The sequence below is a fragment of the Phycisphaerae bacterium genome (assembly GCA_019636475.1).
In the GTDB taxonomy this organism is placed as follows: domain Bacteria; phylum Planctomycetota; class Phycisphaerae; order UBA1845; family UTPLA1; genus JADJRI01.
The window spans coordinates 155,550-180,447 of record JAHBXN010000007.1 but is presented as its reverse complement, the minus strand read 5'-3'; the positions used below and the strand labels follow the sequence as shown (position 1 = coordinate 180,447).

The following is a 24,898-nucleotide window of genomic DNA, read 5'->3' as shown; positions in this document are numbered from 1 at the left end:
AATTCCGGGTAGGAGTCGCTGGCTTGTATCGTCAAAGTCTGTCCATGCACGTTTCGCGCGTGTTCTCATGTATGATTCAGATTCGCCGTTCTTCAGAAGCGCTTGCGGCATTTCTTGCCGGCGTTCTGCTGGTCGGGGCGATCGGATGCAATACACCGGTCTGGTATCTTGATCCATCGTACGGCGTGAAACTGGCTGAAAGGGATAAGAAGCCGATGGTGTTCTACTTCAAGGAGTGGGACTCCACGCAGCACCGCAACATGAAAATCCAGGTCCTCGAAAATGCGCAGGTGAAAAAAGAGCTGCTTGATACCGTCAACATCGAGCTTGAGTTCGCATGGAGCGATCCATACCGCAAGATCTATGGCGTTCAGAAACCGCAGGTATGTGTCGTAACCGACGCTGAAGGAAACAAGATCGGACAGGGCTTGTACGTCAATCCTGTTCCGTCCGTGCCCCAGTTTCTGGATTGGTTGCGTGAGGCGAAGTCGCTCGCCCGATCGTCCAATCTCTCCGGCAGCGGGGCCGGCGCATCGGCACAGCCCTCGAACTCCTCCGCAAAGTAGCTCGTATCACGCTCGTGCTGCCTGATATAATCCTCTTTGAGAGCCGGTCACCGCCAATGCGATAGGGACGGTCCAATGCTCCGTTTCGCAGATCGTGCGTTCACGTTGCTCGAGTTGCTTGTCGTTATTGCGATAATCGCATTGCTGGTAGCGATTCTGCTTCCATCGCTGAGCGCGGCCAAGGAAGCAGCCAACGTTGGCAAATGCCTCGCGAATCTGAAGACGCTCGGCGCGACCGGCCAGATGTACATGGACGATGCCGGGGAGTACGTTCAAGTCTGGCACTTCGGATTTAACACGCAGTGGGGCACCGTAAACCTCATTTCGGAGCATGTCTTCGGCGGCTACCAAACATCGACGCCGCATCCGGAGTACGGTCTCAATACCGATATGGCGGTGATTCCGACTGAGTCTCGCCCGTTCAACAAGTATATCGCACCATGCGTCGCGCGAGGCCCGATCGCATCCTACAACTGTCCGTCCGACAAGAACTACAGCACGCCGAATGTGCAGAATCCGTGCGATCCGCCGGCGCTGGATGTCAATTACTCCTCCTTCCAGATCAACGGCATGAGCTACGCATTGAACTGGTACTGGATGGAGGGCCCGCCTTGGCTCGGCCAGAATCAGTACTATGCGGACATCGGACTTATGACCCGGGCAGGCAAGTCGATGCTCTCGCGGAAAGTCGGCGGCAGCGCCGCCAAGTTTGTCCTCTTCATGGAAAACGCGATGAACTCTTACATGCTGGACGCGCGACCCCGAAACGGGCAATTTGGTACAAGCTGTTTGCAATCGCTCGGCAAAGGCTGGCACCGGAAGTTCTCGCGCTATTCCATGGCGATGCTCGACGGACACGCCGAGTACCGGTTTATCGATTCGCGATACACATCTGACGAAAACTACGACATCTGGCCGGAGCCGGGAACCCAGCGTGGCTTTTGAAGCCGCGCATGTCGTCGGATCCGAAGAAGTCGGATATCCGGGAATGCGCGCACCGGGAGCGATGTCGTAATCGCCTCGCTTGTTGGAATCAGTCGAAAGCCTGAATCACGCCTCACCGATTGTGATAAAAATCGGCGTCCAGATGTTCACCTTCTTTTGTCGAATGTCGCGGAAGCCGGCATCGAGGAAGTACTTTCGCATCAGTGACCAGGGTGCATGGAATACGCGTGCATCCGGCGTACTTTCCATCTTCGTGATGATCACGTCAAAAACGAACCAGCCGATCACATTGTCACGGAAGCCGTCGATAAGCATCAGCCGGCCACCCGGACGCAGCACGCGATGCATCTCGCGAATCGCCGCCTGCTGATGCGGATAGTGGTGGAACGAATTGCTGCATGTCACGACGTCGAACGAATGATCCGCAAACGGCAGATGCTCTGAATCGCCATTGATGAATGACGGGGCTCCTGCACCGATTTCCTCGGCCTTCTGGTGTGCTATCCGCGCCATTGGAAGCGAGTAATCGAGGCCGACGACAGTTCGTGATGGCAGGGGACTTCCAGCGACCATGGCGGTCCATGTGCCGGTTCCGCACCCAAGATCGAGCAGATCGAAGGGCTCCGAAGAATCCCGCCGCCAGCGATGCAACTCCTCCATGAACATCCGATAAGAGGGATCGAATAGCAAATGTCGCACGATCGACCGATCGTAATTGCGTGCCCATGAATCGAACTGATGCTTGGCGCGGTCTTTGACGGCATGCGTGACAGCTGCTTTACCGTCGAGCGCTTGGCGCATGTCCGGCGATCGTTCAGGTTGTAAAGTGTCCTCGCTCATCGGGGACGATCTTATACGAACTTCCTTTGATTCGCAGGTCCGTCGCGCAGAAGACGCCCGAATCCGTTGCGCGTCTGGCTGAAACGGCCTTGGATCGTCGCTTGCAAACCGCTTGTCCAAACAAGGCTCGAGGAATCTAAAGTTACCTGTTGCACGAGGCCGATGAGGATGCTGCGACGACAGGTCGTGTCACCGCGGTCGATCGCAATTGCTCGCCGAGTTCGCAGGGAGTCAGAAAAATGTCGAAGCGAGAACTGATCAATCGCATCATGGACATCAACCGCTCGGCGCGTCGAGAGTTTCTCCAGGCTTTCACGGAAAACGATCTTGCCGACTACCTGCGACAACTCGAGTCGATTGATCCTGCGACGATGACCGTCGAGCCGCTCGAGGTTGCCAGTCAGAACTAAGCGGTGCCGCTGATCCTTCCAGCCGCCTCCGATGAGGACATCGAGCCCCCCGGCCATGCGAGGCGGCCCGGCTTCAACGCCCAATTGCTCCTTTATCAGGACGTTCACCGGGTCCAGGCTGCCATTGATTCACTGACGGCCTTGAGACCGTTCGGTCCCAGTTTCACTGTGACATCAACCAGGGATCCGACCAGTTGAAGAAAATCCCGCATTTCCTTCAGCCGCGATTGGAAGACCTTCGCGCTGTCAGCCATGTCGCTCGCCAGCCGATCCTCCGAGCCCAATCCCACCATCTCTTCGCAACGCTCAATGGTCTCTAGGATTGGCTCAACCTCGCGACGACGCCGCTGCCTCAGAATTGTTTCGAACATCTGCCATACGTCGGTCCGGCACGTAAAGTACTCCTTCCGATCGCCACGAAAGTGAACTCGCTCGATGAGTCCCCAATCCACCAGCGCACGCAGGTTCATGGATGCGTTGCCACGGGAAATGAGCAACTTGTCCATGACGTCGTCGGTGCAGGCCGGTTCATTCGAGACGAAGAGCAGGGCATGAATCTCCGCCATTGTGCGGTTGATGCCCCAGTAGCCGGAAAGCTCACCCCAGCGTCTGATCAGAAGAGCTTTGGCGGATTCGAGGTCCTTGGATGCTGTCAGTCCGGCGTCGCTCGGCGCGGCTCGGCTCTGTAATTTGAGACTTTCCGACATGTCTGTAATTCTCCTTATTGCCAGAATACATCGGATTTTCAATATGCTCTGAAACAATCATAGATCAGAAATCCCAGCCAGGCGAGCGGAAGGTGCGAAATTCGCTAAACTGGCGTCCCTGAGCCGGGGTGCAGGCACTCGCAACCCGCCGCTCGTTTGGTATCTGGTGGGTCCTGCCAAACCGGATAGAACTGTGAACAACTCGACCCCTCGGACTTGGAGGATGTGATGTACCACAACGCAGGCCGGTTTTCGGCGATTATTCTCGCGGTCAGTAGTGCTTGGTTGATTTCGGCAGCGGCTCTGGCCGGCGAACCTGTGCGCCGGGAGGTGGGGCAAGTCGTCCTGGAAGACGTGCCGGAAGTGCCGTCGGAGCTGCGCGAACGAATGAATCAGTACCTGAACGTGCGAGCCGGTTCGCTTCGGGATATTGATGACGAGAGCGGTAGCATCCTCATCAGCACACGATTCGGAAACACGGATCAACTGCACATCGTGGATCGGCCCGGCGGGGCTCGCCGACAGATTACGTTCAACGACGAGCCGGTACGCGGCGCGGCATATATCCCCAACAGCGGCGGCCGCTTCGTGTTGTATATGTCCGATCGAGGCGGCAGCGAGGCGAATCAGATCTACCGCCTTGACACGGAAGAGGGGCGCAGCACGCTTCTGACGAACGGCACGAGCCGGCACGAAGCATTGAGCGTCGCCCGAAACGGAAAAATGATTGCATTTACAGGCACGGGGCGCAACGGGCGCGACAACGACATTTACACCGCGCAAGCTCCGGATTTCAAGCCGAAGCTCGCCATGGAGGTAAGCGGCGCCTTCTATCCGGTGGATTTCAACCGCGATGCCACGAAGTTGACGGTCATGGAATATGTCTCGGAAAAGGAGTCATACCTTCATCTGTTGGACATCGCGACCGGCAAATCCACCATCCTAACGCCAAAGGGAGAGAAACATGCTTACTCCGGCGGCGTGTTTTCCGCTGACGGCAAGCAGCTCTATTTCATGAGCGATCGCGATGGGCAGTTTCAGTCGCTGTATCGTCGCGATATGGCTACCAACAAGGATGAGATCCTTACGGGCAACCTCCCGTGGGATGTCGAGTCGGTGGCGGTGTCGCCCGGCGGGAATCTTGTCGCATTCACGGCGAACGAAGACGGACAATCGCGGCTATACACCATGAAACCTGACGCCGGATCCTACGAGGCCGTGACTTCGATCCCGGTCGGACTGATTGGCGGTCTGCGATTCACGCGTGACGGAAAACAGATCGGCATGACGCTCAACACGCCGACGATGCCCGGCGATGTGTTCATACTTCACGTCGACGACGGACGACTGGTCCGATGGACCATGAGCGAGACCGGCGGATTGAATCCGGCTCGATTCGTCTCCCCCAAGCGCATTGCATATCCCACGTTTGACAGCATCAACGGCAAGCCACGTGATATTCCGGCCTATTATTACAAGCCCGTCGGAAAAGGACCTTTCCCGGTCATTATTGCAATTCACGGTGGGCCCGAAGGGCAGGAGCGCCCGAGATTCTCGAGCGTGTTTCAGTTTTGGGCGACCGAACTCGGGGCGGCGGTCGTGATACCAAACGTTCGCGGCTCGACGGGATATGGCAGGGACTATCACATGCTGGACGATGGGATGAATCGCGAGGACAGCGTTCGGGACATCGGCAGCCTTCTGGACTGGATTGAGAAGCAGTCGGAGCTGGACTCCAAGCGCGTGGCGGTCTATGGCGGCTCGTACGGCGGATATATGGTGCTGGCCTGCCTGACGCACTTTCCGGATCGAATCAAGGCGGGCGTCGATATCGTCGGAATCGCCAACTTCATCACTTTCCTGGAGAAGACCGCGCCATATCGGCAGGATCTTCGACGGCCGGAGTACGGCGACGAGCGCATCCCGGAAATGCGGGAATTTCTGGAACGAATCTCACCGTTGAACAACGCCGACAAAATAAAATCGGCGCTGTTCGTTCAGCATGGTGCGAATGATCCGCGCGTTCCCGCCTTCGAAGCCGAGCAAATTGTCAAAAAGATGCGAGAAAACGGCCGAACCGTCTGGTACATGCTTGCAAAGGACGAAGGACACGGCTTTGCCAAGAAGGAGAACCGTGATCTGGCCACGCTGACGGCCACCATGTTTCTGGAGAGTCAGTTGAAGAACTGATCCGTCGTGGTGCGTCAGGTTGATTTTTCGACGCCGTAGTAGGTTTCGAGCGGAGTGTCGATGCTTTGTCGCACGATGCTCGCCACGTTATCGAGTTCGGGCGGGGACAAGGGCGAAGCATACTTCTCCGCAGTATGCCGGGCGATCGTGTAGATCTGAACCAGCTTCAGTTTTCCACCGGCCGACTGAATCGCTTGCAGGCGGGCGGCGAACGCCGCGACTTCCTCGTCGGGCGGCGGGGCGCCGTGAATGCGCATCCAGAGCGATTGGATGACGATCGGCCGAAGGACGGCGGCTTCACGAATCTGCGCCAGCACATGTGAGAGCGGAAAGTTCGGTCGATTCACCTGCTCATAATATTCCTGGGTGCCGGCATCCAGTTTGGCCCAGATTTCACCATTGTTTTCATCCATCGTGCGCAGCCCGGCCGCGACATCGGGTCGGGTCAGATAGCAGGCATCCGTGATGAGAACGATCTTCGTGTCATGAAGCCGGCGATCGGACTTGAGATCTGCGACCAGTCGAACGGCCTCGGCGAAATGCGGAAAGGTTGTCGGCTCGCCATCGCCTGAGAAAGCGATGTCGCGAACGACGCGCTGGTCATTGGGCAGGGCGGAAAACGGCGAATCTCGGAAGAGGCTCGTCGAGATGGCGGCATCCAGAAGACCGGCAAGTTCTGATCGCACGAGGTGGAGGTCCACCTTACGCACAAGCCCCGGTGTTGAGCGATCGACCTGGCAATAGATGCAGTCGAAATTGCACGCCTTGTCGGGGTTGAGGTTGATGCCGACGGATAGACCCTTGCTGCGCCGCGATATCACGGGGTAGCAATAAAGAAAGTCCTGCCACCGCCGATTGTGGTCGGCGTAAGCCTGCCTCAGTTCGATCGAACGACTGTCGTCCATCCGGGCATTCCAGCACCGCGCAGCACCGGATGAAGCGGGTCCGCACGACGGTGTCGCGGCATCACTTCTCGGCAGTGTTGTCGCTCGTCTCCCTCGGCAACTTGGCCACGCTCACGGCTGTTCGCTGAAGACGCGGAGCCAGGGCCCACGGCTGATCGCTCATGAGCTTCATTCGCATGACGATCAGCGCGGATGCCAGTTGCGGATCGACGTCCGGGTTCGGATCTTCAGGAAATTCCTCCGCCGGCTTACTGGACGGCCGTCGCTCCAGCACTTCCTTCGGAACATCACCGGTTTGCCCCTTGCCTTTCAGCACATCGCGCTCGCGTCGAAGCCGGAGAATCTTCGCAACCTCCTGCGGGATGGTGTTCACGACGATATGCGGCTCGACGCCCCAGCTCTTGGAATCCGGCTTCTTGTGGAGACAATACCATTGATCGTCGCCCGGCATGTCCTTGTCGGGAACGTAGTAGTACGCCGTCGTCAGCTTCAGATAGGCCTGCGCGTCCAGAATCGGGATCAGATTCTGCACGCTGCCCTTGCCGAACGTTCGCGTACCGATGATGCATGCTTCCTTGAGGCCGGCCAGCGCGCCGGCGACAATCTCGCTGGCGCTGGCGCTGTATTCATTGACCAGAATGATCATCGGAACCGAGTTGTGTCGGGCCCGTCTGCCGGCAGCCTTGAGCACCATGTTCTGGCCCCGATCTCGCCCCTTTGTGCGGACGATCGGAGAATTATTCGGGAGAAACAGGTCGCACATGTCGCGCGCGGCATTAAGCAGTCCGCCCGGATTGAATCGCAGATCGAGGATCAGGCCACGACAATGCTCCTTATCGAGTTGAGTCAGCGCCTTCTCCAGATCAGGAACGGTCTTGTCCATGAAGCCGCTGACCCGGATGTAACCCACCTTCAAATTGTCGTCGATCATGTAATCCCAGCCGGTGGGCTTAAGCTCGTCTCGCATGTGGCCGCGGACCGTGCGAATGCTGATTCGCTTCCGGACCAGCTCGATATCGCGCACTTCATGGGAGACGCCGTCTTCAATTGTCAGCAGAACTGACGAACCGGCCTCCCCCGTGATATTTTTCACGGCTTCGGTGATCGTCATTTCTTTGGTTGGCTTGCCTTCGACTTTGAGGATGAAGTCACCTGGCTTTACACCGGCGTTGTAAGCCGGGGAATCCTCCAGAGGCGATTCGACGCGGACCGGTTTGCCGATCTCCTGGGTGATCTGAATTCCGACGCCGACGAACTCGCCGCGTGTGCTCTTATTGAATTCAGCCACCTCGGTCGGCCAGATGACGGAGGTGAATTCATCGAGCGGCTCGGAAATGCCCGCGACGATCTCATCGACGATCACCGATTCAGGAAGGCGAATCGTGTCGGCGTTGGCCTCAAGGATCGTGTTGAAGACCGAGCGCAGAGAACGAGCCGTGAATCGCGTTGAGCCTTCGACCTCACGCTTAAGTTGTCCCTTGAGTCGATTGACAAATCGTGCCACCAGGTCCTTTTCACCAAGCGTGGGGAATGTTTTCGAAAGCGATTCCGACTCTGCGAGGATGAGGAGATGCTCAATACCGTCGCGACCTATCTTTCGAAAATCAGGGGTCTCGACATAGTCGGCCTCGATCCGATCGACGATTTCTCGAAGGGCGTCCGGGGTCACGCCCTCGAGGTCGGCCCGCCATGTCGATTTCTTCTCATTGCCGTACACAAACTCGAGATGCGCCCGCTTGGCGCAAAAATCGAAGCCGCTCTTGTATTCCTTGTGATCGGGGAAGATCCGAACGAGAACATCGTAAAGAGACAGCGCGTCCCGCCATTCGCCGGCCGTCTTGTGTCGCTCGATCTCATCCAGGACGTTGACGACAATCTCCTGTAGCCACGGCTCTTGTCGGAATTTCTCCTCGTCCCGGGTGTTCAGCAGGGCGTTTTGAGCAGCGAAGAGCGCTCGGCTCCACTTGTAACGCAGGTCGGCGTCGTCATGCGATCCGAGTTCCGCGCCATCCAGACCGCTTGCTTCATCCTCATCCTCATCCGAATTGGGCGCTTCCTCGGAAGTTTTTGCCCCTTCATCGCGGTCCCGGACTTGTCCGCTTGAATCCTTTGATTCGGGATTGTCCGCCGAGTCGGCAGGCTTGCCTTCACGGGCTTCCTTCGCAGCCTCGATCGCTCGATCGACGTAGAAATTGTACATCGCCTGGCGGAACGACTCGCGGCTGTTCTCCAGATTATCCAACTGGACAATCCAGGAAAGTGCTGACTGAATCGACTTGTTGCCGGGCTCCGCCGTTTGCAGACGGCGGATCGTTTCGAAGCCTGCCCGGAAGTCGCCTGCCAGGATTTGATCCGAACCCTTGATCCAAAGCTCACGGGACTCAGCTGACGCGAGGCGCGGCGAATCATCCGCGAAAACCGGAACTGCCATCAGCGACAGGCTGAAAAGCAGAGCAAGAGATGTTAGAGAGATCCTCCATGAACGACGGCGAGCGGAATGACTGGACATAGGTCCTCCTTCTAAGATTGAATCGGATGCTCGGAAGCGATCTAACTCAATCGATGGGATTCTATGGCAATTTGTGAGGCTTGAACGTGCGCCTTTGACGGGATGAAAAATGGTCGGGCCTCCTCCAAGAGTCCGCAACGAGCATGGCAATAGCCATTGCTTGCGGGAGCAGGCCGGTCCACGGCCGAATCAATCGATATCGGTCGGCAGTACCGGTCGGGCGATCGCCACGCCGGAGCGTCAAACGGCCATCGCTCAGTGATTATATGATTCATACGAAATCAGGTTCAATATTCTCGGTCGCCCATCGCGATCCGCCAAATCGATTATATCCGCGATCATAGGCCCCGTGATGCCGCGCTGGGAGGTCGAGCCGGCTGAAATTGCCCGCCCGCGCCTATCAGTCTCATCGGATCGAGCTTGTCGCACACTTGACGTACTCCCGACAGGCGACTCCTGCCTGCCGGTCGTTATGGGGTCGCCCGGGATTCCGCCGTTCGTGCCGCCGAGAATATTCCGCAGATTCGGGAGGCCGCGACAGCGATTGCAATGATGAAAAACGCGTCAACGGTCCATCGAATCCTGGATAACGGTATGAAAAAAACGGCGACAAAAAGCTGGCTTGCGACGATCAGCAAAAACAGGCTTCGGGCAGTCAGGCCCGACCGGAGTAGAGCGAGAGCCGGAATCCCGATCAAAAGAACATGCGAGGGGGAAAAAAACGGAAGACAGCGGGAGGAAGTGAGGATGTGGCCGCCATAGGCGATGGCTGCGACGATTAGCGCGACCAGCGAGATCCATCGCAGTCGGCCAAAATTTCCGGGCGGATGTACCGCAACTTCGGGTCGGCCGCGTCGTGCGCATACCGCGAAGAGAGCGGCCATAGCCAAGGGCAGTAGCGGTCCGAATCCGGGAATGGTCGGCGTGAACCACACACGCACCTTTCGAAACAGATTTGTCACAACTTCTCCCGGGTTATCCCGAATGAACGACCAAGCCTGTCGGCGAAGTTCGTCGTCAGCGGCGATTTCGGAGAAGCCGCGTTCGGCGCGGAGCCGATCGAATCGACCGTAGTCAGCGTGGGCGAGTCCAGGGTTCGCGGCATAATCCGAATTATGGCCAAGGTAGAGATTGATCCCCCCGGTCGTCGACAGTGTCAACCGACCCAGCCGCGTGTGATTGCGGTAGACCCAGGGTGCGAGGATCAGAAGTGCCGGAACTGTCAATAATATGGCATCGCGCACAACGGACACCGTGCCTCGTCGGCGCGACCACACGGCGTGAATAACAAACGCGAGCAGTAACACGATCGCATTCGGCCGCCCAAGCGCCGCCAGCCCGATGAAGGCGGAAGCGGCGCCAATGGCAAGCGCCCGAGTAACAGGATGCGGGGATTCGGCCGGCGTTCCGCCGTGGTTTATGTCATTCCGAAGACTGGCCAGATAGGCGTAGGTTGCCGACAGGACGCAGAAATTGACAAGCGTCTCGGTCAGAAAAAGGGTTTCCAGATAGAGAAATGGCGCGTAGAGCGCTGAAATCACACCGGCGATCATTCCGGCCCGCACATCCAGCACCCGGGCGGCCAGCAGCGCGATCAGCATCGTGTTGAGCCACGCAAGGGCGGACTGGACGAGTATGGCGGCACTATACCAGTATTCCCGAGGCTGAGTCTGATAGATGAGTGAAAGAAATGCAGGATACAGCGGCGGGCGCTTGGCGATGTCGCCCGACGGCAGGCGGAGTTCCCCCTTTTCGGCCAGCGAGATGGCGAGGTCGATATACTCCCGTTCATCCGGAGAGCGTGTTTCGTAATAGAGTTCGGTTGGGGCAGGCCGCGTCGAATAACCATCGACGGGGAGCGATGACTGGTTGGAGCCGATTCCTGATGCGGGCGCCGATGCGGTGGCCAGACGCGCCAGGTACGTCGGGTCAGGTGAAATGAATGCCCATGTTCCGTGGCTGATCGCGGCGACGATTGCAATCGGTATCAGCCAGCGATCGGTCGATTGAACCGCCGCGGCCTTCGGTTGGGAGCACTGGTTCACGCCGGTGGTTCTCACGGATAAGGCGGCTCTGAAGTGCAGCGCAGCGAGGTGCGTCCCGCACGAGCAACTTGGTCACGTTGGATAGCCAGCCGCGCAAGTAACCGGCACGACCCACAGACGGTCATTGAACCTCGCCTCGATGCGACGACGGCATGATAGCACGTTCCTCGAATTGACGGGAAGACACCCCGGCATCGTACCATGCAATGAGTTCGCCGCTGGCGTACTCATCCCAACACTTGGTAGAATCCGCTCCATTCTCGCCGGAATCCATCATCGCGTCGCGCGAATCGCGGCTGTCGCTTGGGAGGCGCATTGTGTCACAGCATTCAAGCTCCGGGTCGGAACCAGGTACGGTTCAATCGACCCAGGCCCACTCGCCCTATGTTCCCGCCGAAACCATCATGCCGGAATTGACGATCGCCCCGGTCGTTGTCGGCGCCTTGCTCGGAATCGTCTTTGGCGCTTCCTCGCTTTATCTTGTTCTGCAAGTCGGCATGACGGTGTCGGCTTCGATTCCGATTGCCGTACTGTCCATCACACTGTTTCGGCTCTTCACGCCGATATTTGGCCGTCCTGCGACCATCCTCGAGAACAACATTGTCCAGACCACCGGTTCGGCGGGAGAGTCAATTGCATTCGGCGTTGGCGTGACCATGCCGGCCCTGTTGATCCTTGGATACGACCTCGAATTGCTTCGCGTGATGCTCGTCGCGGTGCTGGGCGGGCTGCTCGGCGTATTGATGATGATTCCGCTGCGGCGCGTGTTCATTGTCAAGCAGCACGGACAACTCACCTACCCGGAAGGCGTCGCCTGCGCGGATGTCCTTATTGTGGGTGAAAAGGGCGGTTCGTCAGCTGCCAAGGTCTTCTCGGGTTTCGGACTGGCGTTCTTATATCAGTTTCTCATGGACGGTTTCGGCCTCTGGCTCAAGGAGCCGTCGCGCTTGCTGAAATTCCTCCGAAAGAGCGGTGAGACAGCATTTGAGTTCAAGGGGGCTTCCATTGCGATCGAGGCTTCGCCGGCGCTGCTCGGGGTCGGATACGTCATCGGACCGAAGATTTCGTGCATCATGGTTGGCGGAGGCATTCTGGCTTCGTGGGTGCTGATGCCGATGATCAAGCTCTTCGGCGACGGCCTTGAGACACCTCTCTATCCGGCAAAGGAGTTGATTCGCGACATGTCGCTGGGTGATCTCTGGCATGAGTATGTTCTTTACATCGGGGCCGGCGCGGTCGCTACCGGTGGCATCATCAGCATGTTCCAGTCGCTTCCAACGATCATCAAGTCCGTGCGCGCGGGTTTCTCGGATCTGGCGGGTGCGAAGGCGCGAAGAACTGTGGGAACTGTTGAAAAGTCTGGCGGCAATCGCCTGGATCGAGACATGTCAATGCGCGTCGTGATTTTCGGGAGTCTCGCGCTCGTGCTGGCGATTTGGGCCGCGCCGATTCTTGAAATCGAACTGCTCAGCGCTGTTCTGATCGTGATGTTCGGCTTCCTCTTCGTCACCGTCTCTGCGCGATTGACCGGCGAAATCGGCTCTTCGTCCAATCCCATTTCGGGCATGACGGTCGCCACGCTGCTTCTGACCTGTCTCGTGTTCGTTCTGGTTGGTCGCACGGGTGAAGTTTATCGGCTTGCCGCCATGTCCATCGCGGGAATTGTGTGCATTGCCTGTTCGAATGGCGGCACCGTGGCACAATGTTTGAAAACAGGCTATCTGGTTGGAGCAACTCCCCGCCATCAGCAGGTGTCCATTCTGATTGGAGCGCTGACTTCCGCGCTGGTCATCGGCGGAACACTCCTCATGCTCAACAACGCAGGCACGGTCTATACAAAAAAGAACTTACCGGATGTGCTCATCGACGCCTCAAAGCTCTCGGGTCGGGAAAAGCCGGGCGGCTCCTATGCGGCGAAGGACACGGCCGAGTACCGCGTGCTTCAGGCCCGGCTGGATGACATCGAGGGTGTCCCGCAAGGAAAGTATCTTGTCGACGATGCCGGCCACATTCAATATCTGGTCGATCCGGGCATCAACGGCCGTGTCACCCAGACGGACGATGGCTCGACCGTGAAAAAATTCAGCGCGCCCAAAGCCACGCTCATGTCATTCATTGTCGATGGCATCCTGCGACAGAAGCTGCCCTGGTCGCTCGTATTGCTGGGCGTCGCGCTGGCGATTGTCCTGGAGTTGGCGGGCGTGCCGTCGCTGCCGTTTGCCGTGGGCGTATATTTGCCGTTGTCGGCCTCGACGCCGATTTTCGCCGGTGGAATGATTCGATTGCTCTCCGACAAGCTGGCAAAGCGAACGTCCGGCGAGTCCGACCTGAGTCCCGGCGTCCTGCTGTCATCAGGCTATATCGCCGGTGGGACCATCTGTGCGATCATTGTGGCATTTCTCGGGATCTATGACACACCGAAGGCATGGTTGGCTGCGGGAGCCGAGCGCGTCACCGATTGGTTCGTGCGCATCGGCCTGCCGCCCGACTTCTCGTCGCTGCCGTGGGTAACGCTCGTGCCGTTTGGCGTTCTCGCATTAATGCTCCTGTTCGTCGGTTCTCGAAACGGGAAGAACACCGCGGCCTGATGTCGCAACCACGCAGACGGAGCGAGCCGGGTTCAATGCCCTCTGATGCACAATTGACCTCGACAGCCCCGATCGGCCTGCCGCTTTTCGATCCGCGGCCGGTCGTGCTTTCCCATGACTTGGTTCGCCTCGAGCCGCTGGCGCTTGGACATGCAAATGATCTCTGCGCCGCGGCGTCGCAGGAAATCGAGAGCTGGCGGTATATGCCTGTGCCTGGCTTGGCTGACGCGGCAACCGCCGAGCGTTGGATCAGCGAGGCCAACGCGAGGTCAGCCGCCGGAGGAGAAATTGCTTTCGCGATTGTGGATGGCGTCTCAGGCCGTGCCGTCGGCTCGACGCGCTATCTGGATATTCGCCGGGAGCATCGCGGCCTCGAGATCGGCTATACCTGGCTTTCGCCGGACGTGCGGCGGACGGCTGTGAACACGATCTGCAAGTATCTCATGTTATGTCATGCCTTTGACCGGTTGGGCGCCATTCGCGTGCAATTGAAAACGGATTCGCGCAACACGCGCTCGCAGACAGCGATCGAGCGCATCGGCGCAGTTCGCGAGGGTGTCCTCCGAAGCCACATGATCTGCTGGGATGGCACTCTGAGAGATTCTGTTTACTACGCAATCACCCGCGACGAATGGCCGGGCATTCGAACAAAGCTGGCGTCCTTGTGCGGCGCAACCATGTAGATGAGCGCGTTTGTTGGTTCGGATGCGGGAGAGGCGAGGAATTGCCTTGAAGAATTTCGGTCAGAGGCGAAAGCGACGGTGCCCGGCGCCGAAATTGCGGAGGTCAGCCCGAAGCAGAATCTGCGCCAATGTGACGATGTAATGCAGGCTCCGATCCACGATTCCGACGATCGTCGGAAAAAGCCCGCGTCAGTGCGCGAGAACGGCATTTTGTTTCAAGCGAATCCGCGACAATCACTTCCTCGCTTCCGGCGTCTTTCCCGGTCCGTCCGCGGGGGCGAAGCGTTTGTTCAGCCACTGGGAAACGGCACTCAGCGCCTCGGGCGCGAAGGTCTCCTCAATGAAGGAGTACTCCGTCGGCAGTCCAGTGCCGGAATGCTGAAACAGGTGATTGAGGCCTTCGAGCCTTAAGATGGTAACGTCCTTGTTGCCCGCATCATGAAGTGCCTTCTCAATCCCAGGCAGGTTGTCGTCGCAGAGGACCTGCAGATCGAGCGTACCGTTTATTGCAAGCACTGGACACTTCACCCGGCGCAGCGCTTCACGTGGATCGTGTGCGATGAAATACCGCATCCAGGGCGATGCGCTCGACTTCATTGCGAGTTCGACCGCCGCATCCAGTTCCTTCCCATCCATTGGCTTGCCGGCTGGCTCATATTGAATTTTCACTAGTTCGCGAAGCGTCTCGCGAAGTTTCTCCTCGCTCGAATCATTCAGGAGTGCGTCAAAGAAGCGAGACTGCGCCTCAAGCTGGCGATCCACATTGTGCCGATACACCCCGGACACGCGGGCAATTCGCTCCAATTGGCCCGACAGCACCTTGCGGCCCGGTACGCCGCTTCCCGCCAGCATTATTACCGCCGCGACGTCGCGGTCTTCCGCCGCGATCATCGGCGCGATGACGCCGCCTTCGCTGTGGCCGATGAGGCCGATGTGTTTCGGATTGATGTCCTTGCGCGTTCTCAGGAAATTGAGTGCCGCACGCGCGTCATTCGCCAGATCGGCGGTAGTGGAACGTCGCAATACGTCGAGGGGCGCGGTAGAGCCGCCGACGCCGCGGTCATCGAACCTTAACACGGCGATTCCCTCACGGGTGAGATGGTCCGCCAGAACAAGGAACGGTTTGTGCCCGAGGAGCGTTTCATCCCGATCCTGCGCCCCGGACCCGGAAATGAGGACAACCGCCGGGAATGGACCTTGGCCGGTGGGCCGAGTGAGCGTGCCGGCCAACGTGATGCCGTCTTTGCTGTTCTTGAAGGTGACTTCTTCGGCTTCGTAAGGGAAAGGCGGTTTCGGGGTCTGCGGTCGTCGCGGTCCGACCTCGCGGGCTTCGGATTCGGTGATCCGTTCGGCGGTGACGATGAATTTTTGACCGAACTGTGTCATCGTTCCCTCGGCTGATTTCCCGTCGGGATCGACGTCAAGATCGAATTCGGCCGTGGTGCTTCCGACGGCAAGCGTGAATTTCATCCGCTCGGGTCCAAGTGTGATTTCCCGAAGTGGGAGCCCCTTCGCGCCTTGAGCGGGAATATCAATGGTGCCGGTGGGCGATTCTTCGTCTCCACCGAACCGCACAACAAAATCAAGCACCGTTCCCGAAACCATGATTTTGCCCTGCCATACGCAGGATGACGGGGTTGGCATGGAGGATGGCGAGTCTCCATGGACGCCCGCTGCTGCGGTAAACGGGATCAGAATCGGGAAGAGCGCAAAAGCCGTCCGAACGACCTCGAGCAGGCGAGTGCGAATCATTGCTGTCGTACCTCCATTGATTTCGGAAGACTTGCCATCGGTCTCGATCGCACAACCGGTATGGATCCTGTAGTTTGTGGCGAACTCGCAATCATTTCTGCCGTAGCCTAATGTTTGTAGGGGTGAAGGGAACACCACCTGATAGCCTCTGGATTGTGTTCAATTTGCCGAGATGAACGTGGTTTTGCGTTCTCCGTGATAACTGCTTGACTTGCATAAGGTTGGGGATTTAGCAATTTCTTGACAGCCTCGATTCTGTCGGCTAAAGTGCCCGATTCGATCAGCGGCGATGCCATGCGGCCGTCCGCAACCGGCGTTGACGCGTCCTCGAATCTGGTTCGAGGGTGGCGGGAATGTCCACCCGCTCTCGGGATTTGGCCGAGAAGCCCGCATCGTGATCCCGTTTGATAGAACGAGAATGAATAGGTGACCTCATGGTTCCAGCAAGAAAAGCATCCAAATCCGCGAAACGCGCTCGCGCGTCTCACCACGCGCTTCGACCGCTGAATCTGTCAGCGTGTCCTCGCTGCGGTACCGCCAGACTTCCGCACCGCGCGTGTCAGAATTGCGGCTACGTCAATGGCAAAGTTTCGCTGAAGGTCGAAACCAAAGAGAGCTGATCATCCATGCGAATCGCAGTCGACGCCATGGGGGGCGACCACGCTCCCGAGGAGATCGTCCGCGGCGCGATCGAAGGTCTCTCGTTCCTCGAGAACGACGACGACCAATTGGTACTTGTCGGCCGCGAGGATGCGATCAAGCCTTTTCTACCATCCGATGGGCTCCCTCCAAAAGTCTGCATCGTTCATGCGCCGGAAGTCATCGGGATGGATGATTCTCCGGTGGAAGCGCTGAAACTGAAGCGTCAATCCTCGATGGCGATCATGGCGAAAATGGCCGCCGATCGGCAGGTGGACGCCGTCATCAGTGCTGGCAACACCGGGGCCTTCGCTGCCGCGTGCCAGCTCAAGATGAAGACGATCGGCAATGTGCAGCGTCCGGGCATCGCCGTGGTGCTGCCTTCTTTTGCGGGCCCGCTGACAGTCTGCGACGTCGGGGCCAATGTCGCGCCGAAGCCGGCGCACCTGCTGCAATACGCACAAATGGCATCAGCCTATGCGGAGTGCGTCTTGAAGATCAAGAATCCACGTGTGGGTCTGATCTCGATCGGTGGTGAGGATGTCAAAGGCAATCCGCTCGTCAAGCGCGCCAATGAAATGATGCGCACAAACACGTCGATCCGCTTCATCGGTAACGTCGAAGGGCGCGAAGTGTTTTCCGGTGCTTGCGAGGTTGCCGTCTCGGACGGCTTCGTCGGCAATGTCGTACTGAAGCTGACAGAGGGATTGGCGACCGGCCTGCTGCGGATCATTTCTCGCGAAGTGCATCAGATGAGTCCGGAGATGGCACAGCGGCTGGAGCCGGTTTTTCAGGAGATCTGGCGCAAACACGATTACAGTGAATATGGCGGCGCGCCGCTGCTGGGCGTGGACGGCACGTGCATCATCTGCCACGGGAGTAGCGACCACCGCGCCATCCGAAATGCGGTGCGCATTGCCGCCGAGTTCATCCGCACCGAGTTAAACAAGGTCATCGCATCCCGCCTGACGGAGATCGAGGACGATGATTAAACCGTTGGGCGTGCGAATCGCCGGGTCGGGCCATGCGCTTCCGAAGCGTGTGGTGACCAATCATGAGATCGCGACAAGGCTCGAAACCTCGGACGCTTGGATCCGCGAGCGAACGGGTATTCGCGAGAGGCGGTTTGCCACCCGCGAACAGGGCGAAACCACTGCATCGCTTGCCTGCGAAGCCGCGAAGCTCGCTCTCGCCGATGCCGGCATGACCGCGGACGAACTGGACCTCATCATCGTCGCGACAATTACGCCCGAGGCGACCCTGCCTTCCACCGCGTGCTTTGTCCAGCAGGCTCTCTGCACCCGGCCCGTTGCGGCTTTCGATCTGGTCGCGGCCTGCAGCGGCTTTGTCTATTCGCTGTTGACATCGACTTTCATGCTCCAGAACAGCTCATTCAGGAAGGTTCTCGTCATCGGTGCCGAAGTCATGTCACTGATCTCCGACATGGAAGACCGGGCGACCTGCATCCTCTTCGGGGACGGCGCCGGCGCCGTTGTTCTGACCGCCACCGAGAACACCGATGGCCCGGCGATTCTCCATTATTCCATGAGTGCCGAGGGCAGCGGCGATTCGCTCCTGCATGTGCCCGCGGGCGGTTCCCGCGTGGGCGTGTCGAACATGACGGTCAACGAGCGTCTGCACTATGTGAAGATGAACGGCCGCGAGGTGTACAAGCGGGCGGTGAAGCGGAATCTGGATCTGGTTGATTCGACACTGGCCGAGTCCGGGGTCAAGCCCGAGGACATCTCATTGGTGATTCCGCATCAGTCCAATCTTCGTATCATTGAATCCGCGCGGGAACGGCTGGGCTTGCCGCCGGAAAGGGTGTACACCAATATCGATCGCATAGGCAATACATCCGGCGCCTCAATTCCGATTTGTCTGGATGAGTGCCGCCGCAGTGGGCGGCTGAATTCCGGTGATATCGTGTTGCTAATCGCGTTCGGCGCGGGATTCACATGGGGTTCGGCGCTGGTGCGATTGTAAGCCATCAGCGACGCGGCATGGGCGATCAATAGCGGGGTAGTCGGGCTGAAAAATCGTTCTTGAATTCCGGCGCCAGGGCCGCGTGCTACTTTTCGAGGAAGCGCATTGGGTAAGACAGCAATTGTATTTCCGGGGCAGGGCGCTCAGGTCGTCGGCATGGGCAAGGACATCGCCGAGATGTCTGATGCGGCTCGCCGCGTCTTCACGCGCGCCGATGAGATTCTCGGCCGAAAGTTGAGCGAAATCTGCTTCGAAGGACCGGCCGATGTTCTAAACGCGACGGATACGTCCCAGCCGGCCATCTTCGTGATGTCTGCTGCCGTTTGGGCGGCGATGCAGGAGCGCGGTCTCGACTCGGAGTTTGCTGCAACGGCGATGGCGGGTCTGAGCCTTGGCGAATACACCGCGCTTCATCTTGCCGGATGGATTGGATTCGAGGACGGGCTTCGACTGGTGGCAGAGCGTGGCCGATTGATGCAGGCCGCGGCGGAGTCATCCGGCGGCAGCATGGTGTCGATCATGGGTGTCGGCGAGGATGTCGTCCAGAAGATCTGCGACGAAGCCGCCGATGGCGAAGTCCTCGGCCCTGCGAATTTCAACTGCCCCGGTCAGATCGTAATCTCTGGATCCAAAGGGGCTTGCGAGCGATCGGTCGCGATCGCGGAAAAACATTCCGCCCGAGCAATTCCCCTGGTGGTGGCGGGGGCGTTCCATTCATCACTGATGGAGCCCGCCGTCGATGGGCTAAAGTCGGCATTGGCTGCGGTTTCGATCAATCCGACCCAAATAGGTGTGGTATCAAATGTCTCCGCTGACTATCATGCCGGTCCTGACGAGGTTCGCACGCTCCTGAGGGAGCAGATTGCGAAGCCGATTCGCTGGCAGGCGTCGATCGAGCGTTTGATCGCCGAGGGTTATGATCGGTTTGTGGAAGTGGGGCCGGGACGTGTGTTAACCGGCCTGTTACGCAAGATTAGCCGGGCGGCGACGGGCGTGAATTTTTCATCGGCCTCGGCGTTTGAGAAGCGCGGTTGATGTGGTTGGGATGGGGGATTGTCGCCCCAGCGACTCTTGCGATTTTGTCATCATGGATGTGCGCAGGCCCAGGGCATTGTCGGGAGCGTACTAATTAGGATTCAGAGGAAGAAAGAGAGCCCGCATGGCAGGACTGGTTGATCGGGTGGCAATCGTGACCGGCGGGTCGCGCGGAATTGGGCGGGCGATCTGCCTGGCGCTCGCGCGCGAAGGCGCGACGGTGATTGCATGCGCTCGTGATACAAGCCGGCTTTCGGCGCTGCCTTCGCTCGCGGCGGATCAGAAACTACCGGGACGGATTGTTCCGCGCGCGCTGGACATCACCAACTCTCCGGATATTGAAAAGTGGGTGGACCAGGTCGCCACCGATTTCGGCAGCATCGATGTCCTCGTGAACAATGCGGGAATCACCGACGACGGGCTGATCATGAACATGACGGTCGATCAGTTCGATCGCGTGATTGATACGAACCTTCGTGCTGTGTTTGTCATGACGCGCGAAGTCAGCAAGTTCATGGTCCGCGCTCGATGGGGTCGCGTGGTCAACATCACGAGCGTCTCCGGAATCATGGGCAACGCGGGCCAATCGAACTACGCCGCCAGCAAGGCCGGCGTCATTGGCCTGACGAAGTCGGTCGCAAAAGAGCTGGCTCGCCGCGGCGTCACATGCAATGCGGTTGCGCCAGGCTTCATCAAAACCGACATGACGAATATCCTCTCGGAAAAGGTCAAGGAAGCAGTCAAACCGCTCATACCGCTCCAGCGCTTTGGCGAGCCTGAAGAAGTTGCGGCGGCCGTGGCGTTTCTGGCGTCACCGGCGGCAAGTTACGTCAACGGGCAGATTCTTGTTGTCGATGGCGGTCTTCATATGTGATTGTGGGACTCTTAGGCGGTTCGCGCGTCGCGTGGGCGTCTCGCGAGGGAAGATGGTAAGGATGTTTCCGACAGGGCGGCGCGGGCCGACGGGCGGCATCCCCAATCAAAGTGAGTCAGTCAAGTGGAGAAAAACGTAGTGGCTGTGATGACGGAACAGGAAATATTTGACAAGGTCGTCAAGATCGTAAGCGAGCAGATGGGTGTCGAGGCGAAGGAAATCACCCAGGACACATCCTTCGTCAACGATCTGAACGCGGATTCCTTGGACACGGTCGAACTGGTCATGGAGTTCGAAGACCAGTTCGAATTGAGCATCCCCGATGAGGAAGCCGAGAAGATCAGCACCGTCGGTCTGGCTGTGAAGTACATTCACAAGGCTCAGTCGGAGAAGGGCGGTAAGGAAGGCTGAATTTCGGTCGCTTTCGGCCGAGTGCTTCCGGTTCGTTTGGTTCCGAGGCGAGGCTTGTTGGATGTCTGATCGGCGTCGAGTCGTCATAACGGGAATGGGTTTGATCAGTCCGCTCGGAAACACGGTTGACGTGTTCTGGGAGCGGCTGATTGCCGGGCAGAGTGGGATCGCGCCAATTGCCAGTTTTGACGCATCCCTCTACGGCACGCGCTTTGGCGGTGAGGCTCGTGAATACGATCCGTCGAAGTTCTTCGACAAGCGCGAAGAAAAGCGCCTCGACCGGTTTGCCCAACTCGCCGTCTGCGCTGCGAAGGATGCTTTCGAATCGTCCGGTTACCGAATTGGCGATGATCGAATTGATCCCACGCGCTTCGGCGTGATTACCGGCAGCGGCATCGGCGGCCTGAAAGAGCTTGAAGAACAGCACCTTCGCCTGATTAACAAGGGGCCCTCCAAGGTTTCCGCCTTCACCATTCCCAAGCTGATGACCAATGCCGCCAGCGGCAACATCTCCATCATGCTTGGTGCGCGGGGCCCAAGCACCGCCGTTGCGACGGCCTGTGCCTCCGCAACGAATGCGATGGGCGATGCCATCTATGCCATTCGCCGTGGCGACGTCGACATCATGCTCACTGGTGGAGCTGAAGCAGCCCTGACACCGCTGGGCATGTCGGCGTTCTCCGCGATGAAGGCGCTGTCTGAGCGCAATGATGAACCCGCGCGCGCATCTCGTCCGTTCGATCGCGATCGAGATGGTTTCGTCATGGGCGAAGGCGCCGGCATGTTTGTCTTCGAGGAACTGGAACATGCCAAGCGCCGAGGCGCGCAGATCCACGCGGAAGTGCTCGGCTTCGGCACCAGCGCGGATGCGTACCACATCACACAGCCGGAAGAGCGGGGACTCGGTGCCGCACAGGCGCTTCGCTCCGCACTCGTTGATTCTCGCGTAAGGCCTGAGCAGGTGGACTACGTGAATGCGCACGGCACCAGCACGCCGCTGGGCGACGTGGCCGAGACGCTGGCGATCAAGTCCGTCTTCGGCGCCCATGCCTACAAGCTTCGTATCAGCAGCACCAAGAGCGCGATCGGCCACTTGCTCGGCGCCAGTGGTGGCGTGGAACTGATCGCCACGGTCTGCTCCATTCGCAACAGCGTGATTCATCCCACGATCAACCTTGAGAATCCCGGTGAAGGCTGCGACCTCAATTACACGCCGTTGGCCGCCCAGGACGCAAAAGTTGAAATCGCCGTCAGCAACTCATTCGGCTTCGGCGGCCACAACGCCTGTGTGGTCGTCGCGAAGTACAAGTCTTGAATGCGAGATTCACCCGGCCGGGCAGACCGCTAGCCGGCTCTGCCTCAAGTTCAGCCTCCGATAGACCGATATTCTCCGCATAGCGCTGAATCCGCGCTCGTCGCGTCGAAGGCCGACACCGCGTCATCCAATTGCAATCGCGATTCCGTCGCGTCGCAGGTTGATGGCCGCCGCGTTCCGCTGGGTTGCCCGGATGTTTTCGCAAGAGGAAATTGATGCTGTCCTTCGCGACGCCCAGGCGGCCGTGGACGATCTTGCGCACGATGTGTCCCACGCGTCGCAGGGTTCCGGAGCAACTTCAACTGTCGCCGCGCCGGCGACCGCGAGATCGACTCATCAATCGACACCCGCGGCCGGGCCGGCGCGCCCGCCGTCTCGCGAAGGACTCAGTCCCGTACGATCAAGCCGTCCGAGGCACATTCAGCGGATCATGCGCTTGGTTGTGCCGGTTCGGGTGCACCTGGCGCAGCGGCCGATGCCGGTCAACGAGATTCTGAAGATCATGCCGGGAAGCATTCTTGAATTCGAACAAAGCGTTGAGGATGAGCTGGCTTTGATGGTTAATAACCGAGAAATCGGTCGTGGTGTGGCCGTCAAAGTGAATGAACATTTCGGCTTACGAATCACTTCAATCGGCGATGTGGCATCGCGGATCCGCTCGCTCGGATCAGATTGACGCCGCATCGCGCGGCCGGTTGGGAATCTCGAATCCGCCGAGTTTCGGGCGTGTCGTCAATCCGGCGCATTGGAGTAATGGGCCGGCGACGATGTCGCGATTCGCCGCGTCATTCCTTCTCCTCCTTCTTCGAGACCGCGACCCGGGCCTGCGCCGCCTGGACTGATTCGGGCGCGAGGTTGCACACCAACTGCCAGGATGCATTGGCCCGATCCAGCAGACCCATGTTTTGAAGGGCCAGTGCAAGATTCGCCTGAAACTCCGCGTTGTTCGGATTGCCTTCCGCGGCTGCCTCAAAGTGCTCGATGGCTAACTGGAATTGTTGTCGTTGCGAGAACAGCAGACCCAACTGGTAGTGAAGATCGATGTAATTCGGTTCGGTCGCCAGCGCGCCACGGAACACCTCGATCGCCTCCGCATAGCGCCCGACATCCTTTAAGGCGAGGCCCAGCTTGATGATGGCCTTCATGTAACATGGATTGATCTCGACGGCACGCCGAAAGGACTCCATCGATTCCTCGACCTGTCCGCGATTCTTCAGCAGGAGGCCGAGACGATAATGCAGGTCGGCATGATTGGGATTTCGCCGAATGGTCTCGCGGAGTCGGTCAATCTGCCGCGCCACCAGATCCAGAATCGCCGGTGACGTGCTCTTCTGCGGCTTGTTGGCGTCCGCTCGAAACGTGGACAGGTGTCGGTCGGCCTCGCGAGCGGCGTCGGCCTTAAGCTGCATCCGGGCCACCTCGGTGAACAGGAGCGTGCTGTTCGGTTCGATGTTTCGAGCCATTTCGAACGAAGCGGCTGCCTCATCGCATTTGCCGCCGACGAACTGTGCGACGCCGATCCCGATATACGCGCTGAGCACGCGGTCATTGATCTCCAGCGCGCTGGAAAATCCGTGAGCCGCGTCATGAAATCGGCCGGCCCGCAGGTGCTGTGTGGCGAGTTTGACGTGGCCCTCAAGATAGTCGGGCGCCATCTCGATCGCTCGTTTGTATTGTGCCACGGCGGAGACATCATCGCCGATTCGAGCGTAGAGATCACCGAGCCTCAGGCGGGTATCGGCGAAATCCGCCTCATTATCGATCATCTTATGCAGGTGTTCGATCGCCTCGCGGATCAGGCCCGCTTCCTCGTAGGCGCTTACGGTGTCGTGATGCGCGGACCAGTTGTCGGGTTCGAGCGTCAGTGCCTGTTCATATCGCCGTATGGCGGCATCGTGGTCACCGGATCGCAGCAGCAGGTTGGCAAGCGTCAGGTGCAGATCGGCATGATGGGGATCCAGCTCACACAACCGCGTGTAGTGGTGAATCGCGAGTTCAACGTCACCTTGCTTCAGATAGATCGCGGCCAATCGCTCGTGTCCGTTTCGGAGCGTCGGACAGATCTGCACGGCATCGCGGTAGTAATCAATCGCCTGATCCGAGCTTCCAAGTCGTTCGTGACAATAGCCGAGACAGAACAGAATGCCCGGGCTGGCCGGCTCGATTTTCTGCGCAATGCGCAGCTGCTCGAGCGCGACATCGAGTTGCCCCATCTCGTCGAACGCGCAGGCAAGCCCCAGGCGCGCCGCGAGGAGGTTCCTGTTTCGGTTCAATACCCGGAGGAAGACCTCGCGCGCCTCAATCGGTTGATCGGATTTCAGATAATGGCCGCCAAGCCGGACCTGCAAACCCAAATCCTCGGGTTGGTCGGCGATGGCGTCCTGGAGCTCGTCGAGATCGACAGGCTCACGAAGCCCCAGCGATTCGGCAAATGCGCCGGACATATGCGAGATGAGGCCTCGCCCGAGCAGTTCGAGAATATATGACATCTTCCGCGT

The 24,898-nt window shown here is 58.7% G+C and carries 21 protein-coding genes; 14 read left to right on the top strand and 7 right to left on the bottom strand.

Annotated features, from left to right (window positions below):
• Positions 1-23: 23 nt before the first annotated feature.
• Complete coding sequence (locus KF841_12800) at positions 24-566, top strand: hypothetical protein (GenBank protein MBX3396235.1); 543 nt, start codon at positions 24-26, stop codon at positions 564-566.
• A gap of 75 nt (positions 567-641) precedes the next feature.
• On the top strand, positions 642-1,511 hold the full coding sequence (locus tag KF841_12795) for a type II secretion system protein (GenBank protein ID MBX3396234.1): 870 nt from the start codon (positions 642-644) through the stop codon (positions 1,509-1,511).
• A gap of 105 nt (positions 1,512-1,616) precedes the next feature.
• On the opposite strand, the gene KF841_12790 is transcribed toward KF841_12795, so the two are convergent.
• Positions 1,617-2,312 (bottom strand): class I SAM-dependent methyltransferase, encoded by a 696-nt coding sequence (locus KF841_12790; protein MBX3396233.1) that lies wholly within the window; start codon positions 2,310-2,312, stop codon positions 1,617-1,619.
• Positions 2,313-2,590: 278 nt separating this feature from the next.
• On the opposite strand from KF841_12790, the gene KF841_12785 reads away from it, so the two are divergent.
• On the top strand, positions 2,591-2,761 hold the full coding sequence (locus KF841_12785; GenBank protein ID MBX3396232.1) for a hypothetical protein: 171 nt from the start codon (positions 2,591-2,593) through the stop codon (positions 2,759-2,761).
• A gap of 104 nt (positions 2,762-2,865) precedes the next feature.
• On the opposite strand, the gene KF841_12780 is transcribed toward KF841_12785, so the two are convergent.
• Complete coding sequence (locus KF841_12780) at positions 2,866-3,468, bottom strand: transcriptional regulator (protein ID MBX3396231.1); 603 nt, start codon at positions 3,466-3,468, stop codon at positions 2,866-2,868.
• Positions 3,469-3,696: 228 nt separating this feature from the next.
• Here KF841_12780 and KF841_12775 point away from each other — a divergent pair, with 228 nt between their 5' ends.
• Positions 3,697-5,658: a S9 family peptidase gene (locus tag KF841_12775; protein ID MBX3396230.1), complete on the top strand. Its 1,962-nt coding sequence runs from the start codon at positions 3,697-3,699 to the stop codon at positions 5,656-5,658.
• Positions 5,659-5,672: 14 nt separating this feature from the next.
• Here the strand turns inward: KF841_12775 and KF841_12770 are convergent, their stop codons facing one another.
• The 3 genes from KF841_12770 to KF841_12760 form a co-directional block, all read right to left on the bottom strand.
• Positions 5,673-6,563, bottom strand: coding sequence for a radical SAM protein (locus KF841_12770; GenBank protein MBX3396229.1), 891 nt, complete (start codon positions 6,561-6,563; stop codon positions 5,673-5,675).
• A 61-nt stretch (positions 6,564-6,624) separates the two neighbouring features.
• The gene (locus tag KF841_12765) at positions 6,625-9,072 is read right to left on the bottom strand and encodes a PDZ domain-containing protein (GenBank protein ID MBX3396228.1); all 2,448 of its coding nucleotides are present in this window, start codon (positions 9,070-9,072) and stop codon (positions 6,625-6,627) included.
• A gap of 470 nt (positions 9,073-9,542) precedes the next feature.
• Positions 9,543-11,117, bottom strand: coding sequence for a hypothetical protein (locus KF841_12760; GenBank protein ID MBX3396227.1), 1,575 nt, complete (start codon positions 11,115-11,117; stop codon positions 9,543-9,545).
• A gap of 206 nt (positions 11,118-11,323) precedes the next feature.
• Between KF841_12760 and KF841_12755 the strand changes: the two genes are divergently transcribed.
• Both KF841_12755 and KF841_12750 read left to right on the top strand, forming a co-directional pair.
• Positions 11,324-13,705, top strand: coding sequence for an oligopeptide transporter, OPT family (locus tag KF841_12755; protein ID MBX3396226.1), 2,382 nt, complete (start codon positions 11,324-11,326; stop codon positions 13,703-13,705).
• A 35-nt stretch (positions 13,706-13,740) separates the two neighbouring features.
• On the top strand, positions 13,741-14,388 hold the full coding sequence (locus tag KF841_12750; protein MBX3396225.1) for a GNAT family N-acetyltransferase: 648 nt from the start codon (positions 13,741-13,743) through the stop codon (positions 14,386-14,388).
• 234 nt (positions 14,389-14,622) lie between these two features.
• Here KF841_12750 and KF841_12745 read toward each other — a convergent pair whose 3' ends face one another.
• Entirely contained in the window at positions 14,623-16,140 is a 1,518-nt protein-coding gene (locus tag KF841_12745) for an alpha/beta hydrolase (GenBank protein ID MBX3396224.1), read from the bottom strand.
• 434 nt (positions 16,141-16,574) lie between these two features.
• Here KF841_12745 and rpmF point away from each other — a divergent pair, with 434 nt between their 5' ends.
• From rpmF to KF841_12705, 8 genes are all read left to right on the top strand, one after another.
• On the top strand, positions 16,575-16,760 hold the full coding sequence (gene rpmF / locus KF841_12740; protein ID MBX3396223.1) for a 50S ribosomal protein L32: 186 nt from the start codon (positions 16,575-16,577) through the stop codon (positions 16,758-16,760).
• Positions 16,761-16,766: 6 nt separating this feature from the next.
• Positions 16,767-17,771 carry a phosphate acyltransferase PlsX gene (gene plsX / locus KF841_12735; protein MBX3396222.1) on the top strand — a complete coding sequence of 335 codons (1,005 nt, stop codon included), beginning with the start codon at positions 16,767-16,769 and terminating at the stop codon, positions 17,769-17,771.
• Positions 17,764-18,765 carry a ketoacyl-ACP synthase III gene (locus KF841_12730; protein MBX3396221.1) on the top strand — a complete coding sequence of 334 codons (1,002 nt, stop codon included), beginning with the start codon at positions 17,764-17,766 and terminating at the stop codon, positions 18,763-18,765. Before plsX ends, KF841_12730 begins: the two co-directional genes overlap by 8 nt.
• Before the next feature lie 156 nt (positions 18,766-18,921).
• Positions 18,922-19,800 (top strand): ACP S-malonyltransferase, encoded by an 879-nt coding sequence (fabD, locus tag KF841_12725; protein MBX3396220.1) that lies wholly within the window; start codon positions 18,922-18,924, stop codon positions 19,798-19,800.
• A 124-nt stretch (positions 19,801-19,924) separates the two neighbouring features.
• Positions 19,925-20,674: a 3-oxoacyl-[acyl-carrier-protein] reductase gene (gene fabG / locus KF841_12720; GenBank protein ID MBX3396219.1), complete on the top strand. Its 750-nt coding sequence runs from the start codon at positions 19,925-19,927 to the stop codon at positions 20,672-20,674.
• 147 nt (positions 20,675-20,821) lie between these two features.
• Positions 20,822-21,085: an acyl carrier protein gene (acpP, locus tag KF841_12715; GenBank protein ID MBX3396218.1), complete on the top strand. Its 264-nt coding sequence runs from the start codon at positions 20,822-20,824 to the stop codon at positions 21,083-21,085.
• A gap of 61 nt (positions 21,086-21,146) precedes the next feature.
• Positions 21,147-22,400 (top strand): beta-ketoacyl-ACP synthase II, encoded by a 1,254-nt coding sequence (gene fabF / locus KF841_12710; GenBank protein MBX3396217.1) that lies wholly within the window; start codon positions 21,147-21,149, stop codon positions 22,398-22,400.
• Positions 22,401-22,593: 193 nt separating this feature from the next.
• Positions 22,594-23,076, top strand: a complete 483-nt coding sequence (locus KF841_12705; protein MBX3396216.1) for a FliM/FliN family flagellar motor switch protein — start codon at positions 22,594-22,596, stop codon at positions 23,074-23,076.
• 109 nt (positions 23,077-23,185) lie between these two features.
• On the opposite strand, the gene KF841_12700 is transcribed toward KF841_12705, so the two are convergent.
• Positions 23,186-24,889: a tetratricopeptide repeat protein gene (locus tag KF841_12700; GenBank protein MBX3396215.1), complete on the bottom strand. Its 1,704-nt coding sequence runs from the start codon at positions 24,887-24,889 to the stop codon at positions 23,186-23,188.
• Positions 24,890-24,898: the final 9 nt, after the last annotated feature.

What these genes read in the sequence shown, in the direction of transcription:
- KF841_12795 (MBX3396234.1), top strand. Translation starts at nt 642, where the DNA reads ATGCTCCGTTTCGCAGATCGTGCGTTCACGTTGCTCGAGTTGCTTGTC.
- KF841_12790 (MBX3396233.1), bottom strand. Translation starts at nt 2,312, where the DNA reads ATGCGCCAAGCGCTCGACGGTAAAGCAGCTGTCACGCATGCCGTCAAA.
- KF841_12785 (MBX3396232.1), top strand. Translation starts at nt 2,591, where the DNA reads ATGTCGAAGCGAGAACTGATCAATCGCATCATGGACATCAACCGCTCG.
- KF841_12780 (MBX3396231.1), bottom strand. Translation starts at nt 3,468, where the DNA reads ATGTCGGAAAGTCTCAAATTACAGAGCCGAGCCGCGCCGAGCGACGCC.
- KF841_12775 (MBX3396230.1), top strand. Translation starts at nt 3,697, where the DNA reads ATGTACCACAACGCAGGCCGGTTTTCGGCGATTATTCTCGCGGTCAGT.
- KF841_12770 (MBX3396229.1), bottom strand. Translation starts at nt 6,563, where the DNA reads ATGGACGACAGTCGTTCGATCGAACTGAGGCAGGCTTACGCCGACCAC.
- KF841_12765 (MBX3396228.1), bottom strand. Translation starts at nt 9,072, where the DNA reads ATGTCCAGTCATTCCGCTCGCCGTCGTTCATGGAGGATCTCTCTAACA.
- KF841_12755 (MBX3396226.1), top strand. Translation starts at nt 11,324, where the DNA reads ATGAGTTCGCCGCTGGCGTACTCATCCCAACACTTGGTAGAATCCGCT.
- KF841_12750 (MBX3396225.1), top strand. Translation starts at nt 13,741, where the DNA reads ATGCCCTCTGATGCACAATTGACCTCGACAGCCCCGATCGGCCTGCCG.
- KF841_12745 (MBX3396224.1), bottom strand. Translation starts at nt 16,140, where the DNA reads ATGATTCGCACTCGCCTGCTCGAGGTCGTTCGGACGGCTTTTGCGCTC.
- rpmF (MBX3396223.1), top strand. Translation starts at nt 16,575, where the DNA reads ATGGTTCCAGCAAGAAAAGCATCCAAATCCGCGAAACGCGCTCGCGCG.
- plsX (MBX3396222.1), top strand. Translation starts at nt 16,767, where the DNA reads ATGCGAATCGCAGTCGACGCCATGGGGGGCGACCACGCTCCCGAGGAG.
- KF841_12730 (MBX3396221.1), top strand. Translation starts at nt 17,764, where the DNA reads ATGATTAAACCGTTGGGCGTGCGAATCGCCGGGTCGGGCCATGCGCTT.
- fabD (MBX3396220.1), top strand. Translation starts at nt 18,922, where the DNA reads ATGGGCAAGGACATCGCCGAGATGTCTGATGCGGCTCGCCGCGTCTTC.
- fabG (MBX3396219.1), top strand. Translation starts at nt 19,925, where the DNA reads ATGGCAGGACTGGTTGATCGGGTGGCAATCGTGACCGGCGGGTCGCGC.
- acpP (MBX3396218.1), top strand. Translation starts at nt 20,822, where the DNA reads ATGACGGAACAGGAAATATTTGACAAGGTCGTCAAGATCGTAAGCGAG.
- fabF (MBX3396217.1), top strand. Translation starts at nt 21,147, where the DNA reads ATGTCTGATCGGCGTCGAGTCGTCATAACGGGAATGGGTTTGATCAGT.
- KF841_12705 (MBX3396216.1), top strand. Translation starts at nt 22,594, where the DNA reads ATGTTTTCGCAAGAGGAAATTGATGCTGTCCTTCGCGACGCCCAGGCG.
- KF841_12700 (MBX3396215.1), bottom strand. Translation starts at nt 24,889, where the DNA reads ATGTCATATATTCTCGAACTGCTCGGGCGAGGCCTCATCTCGCATATG.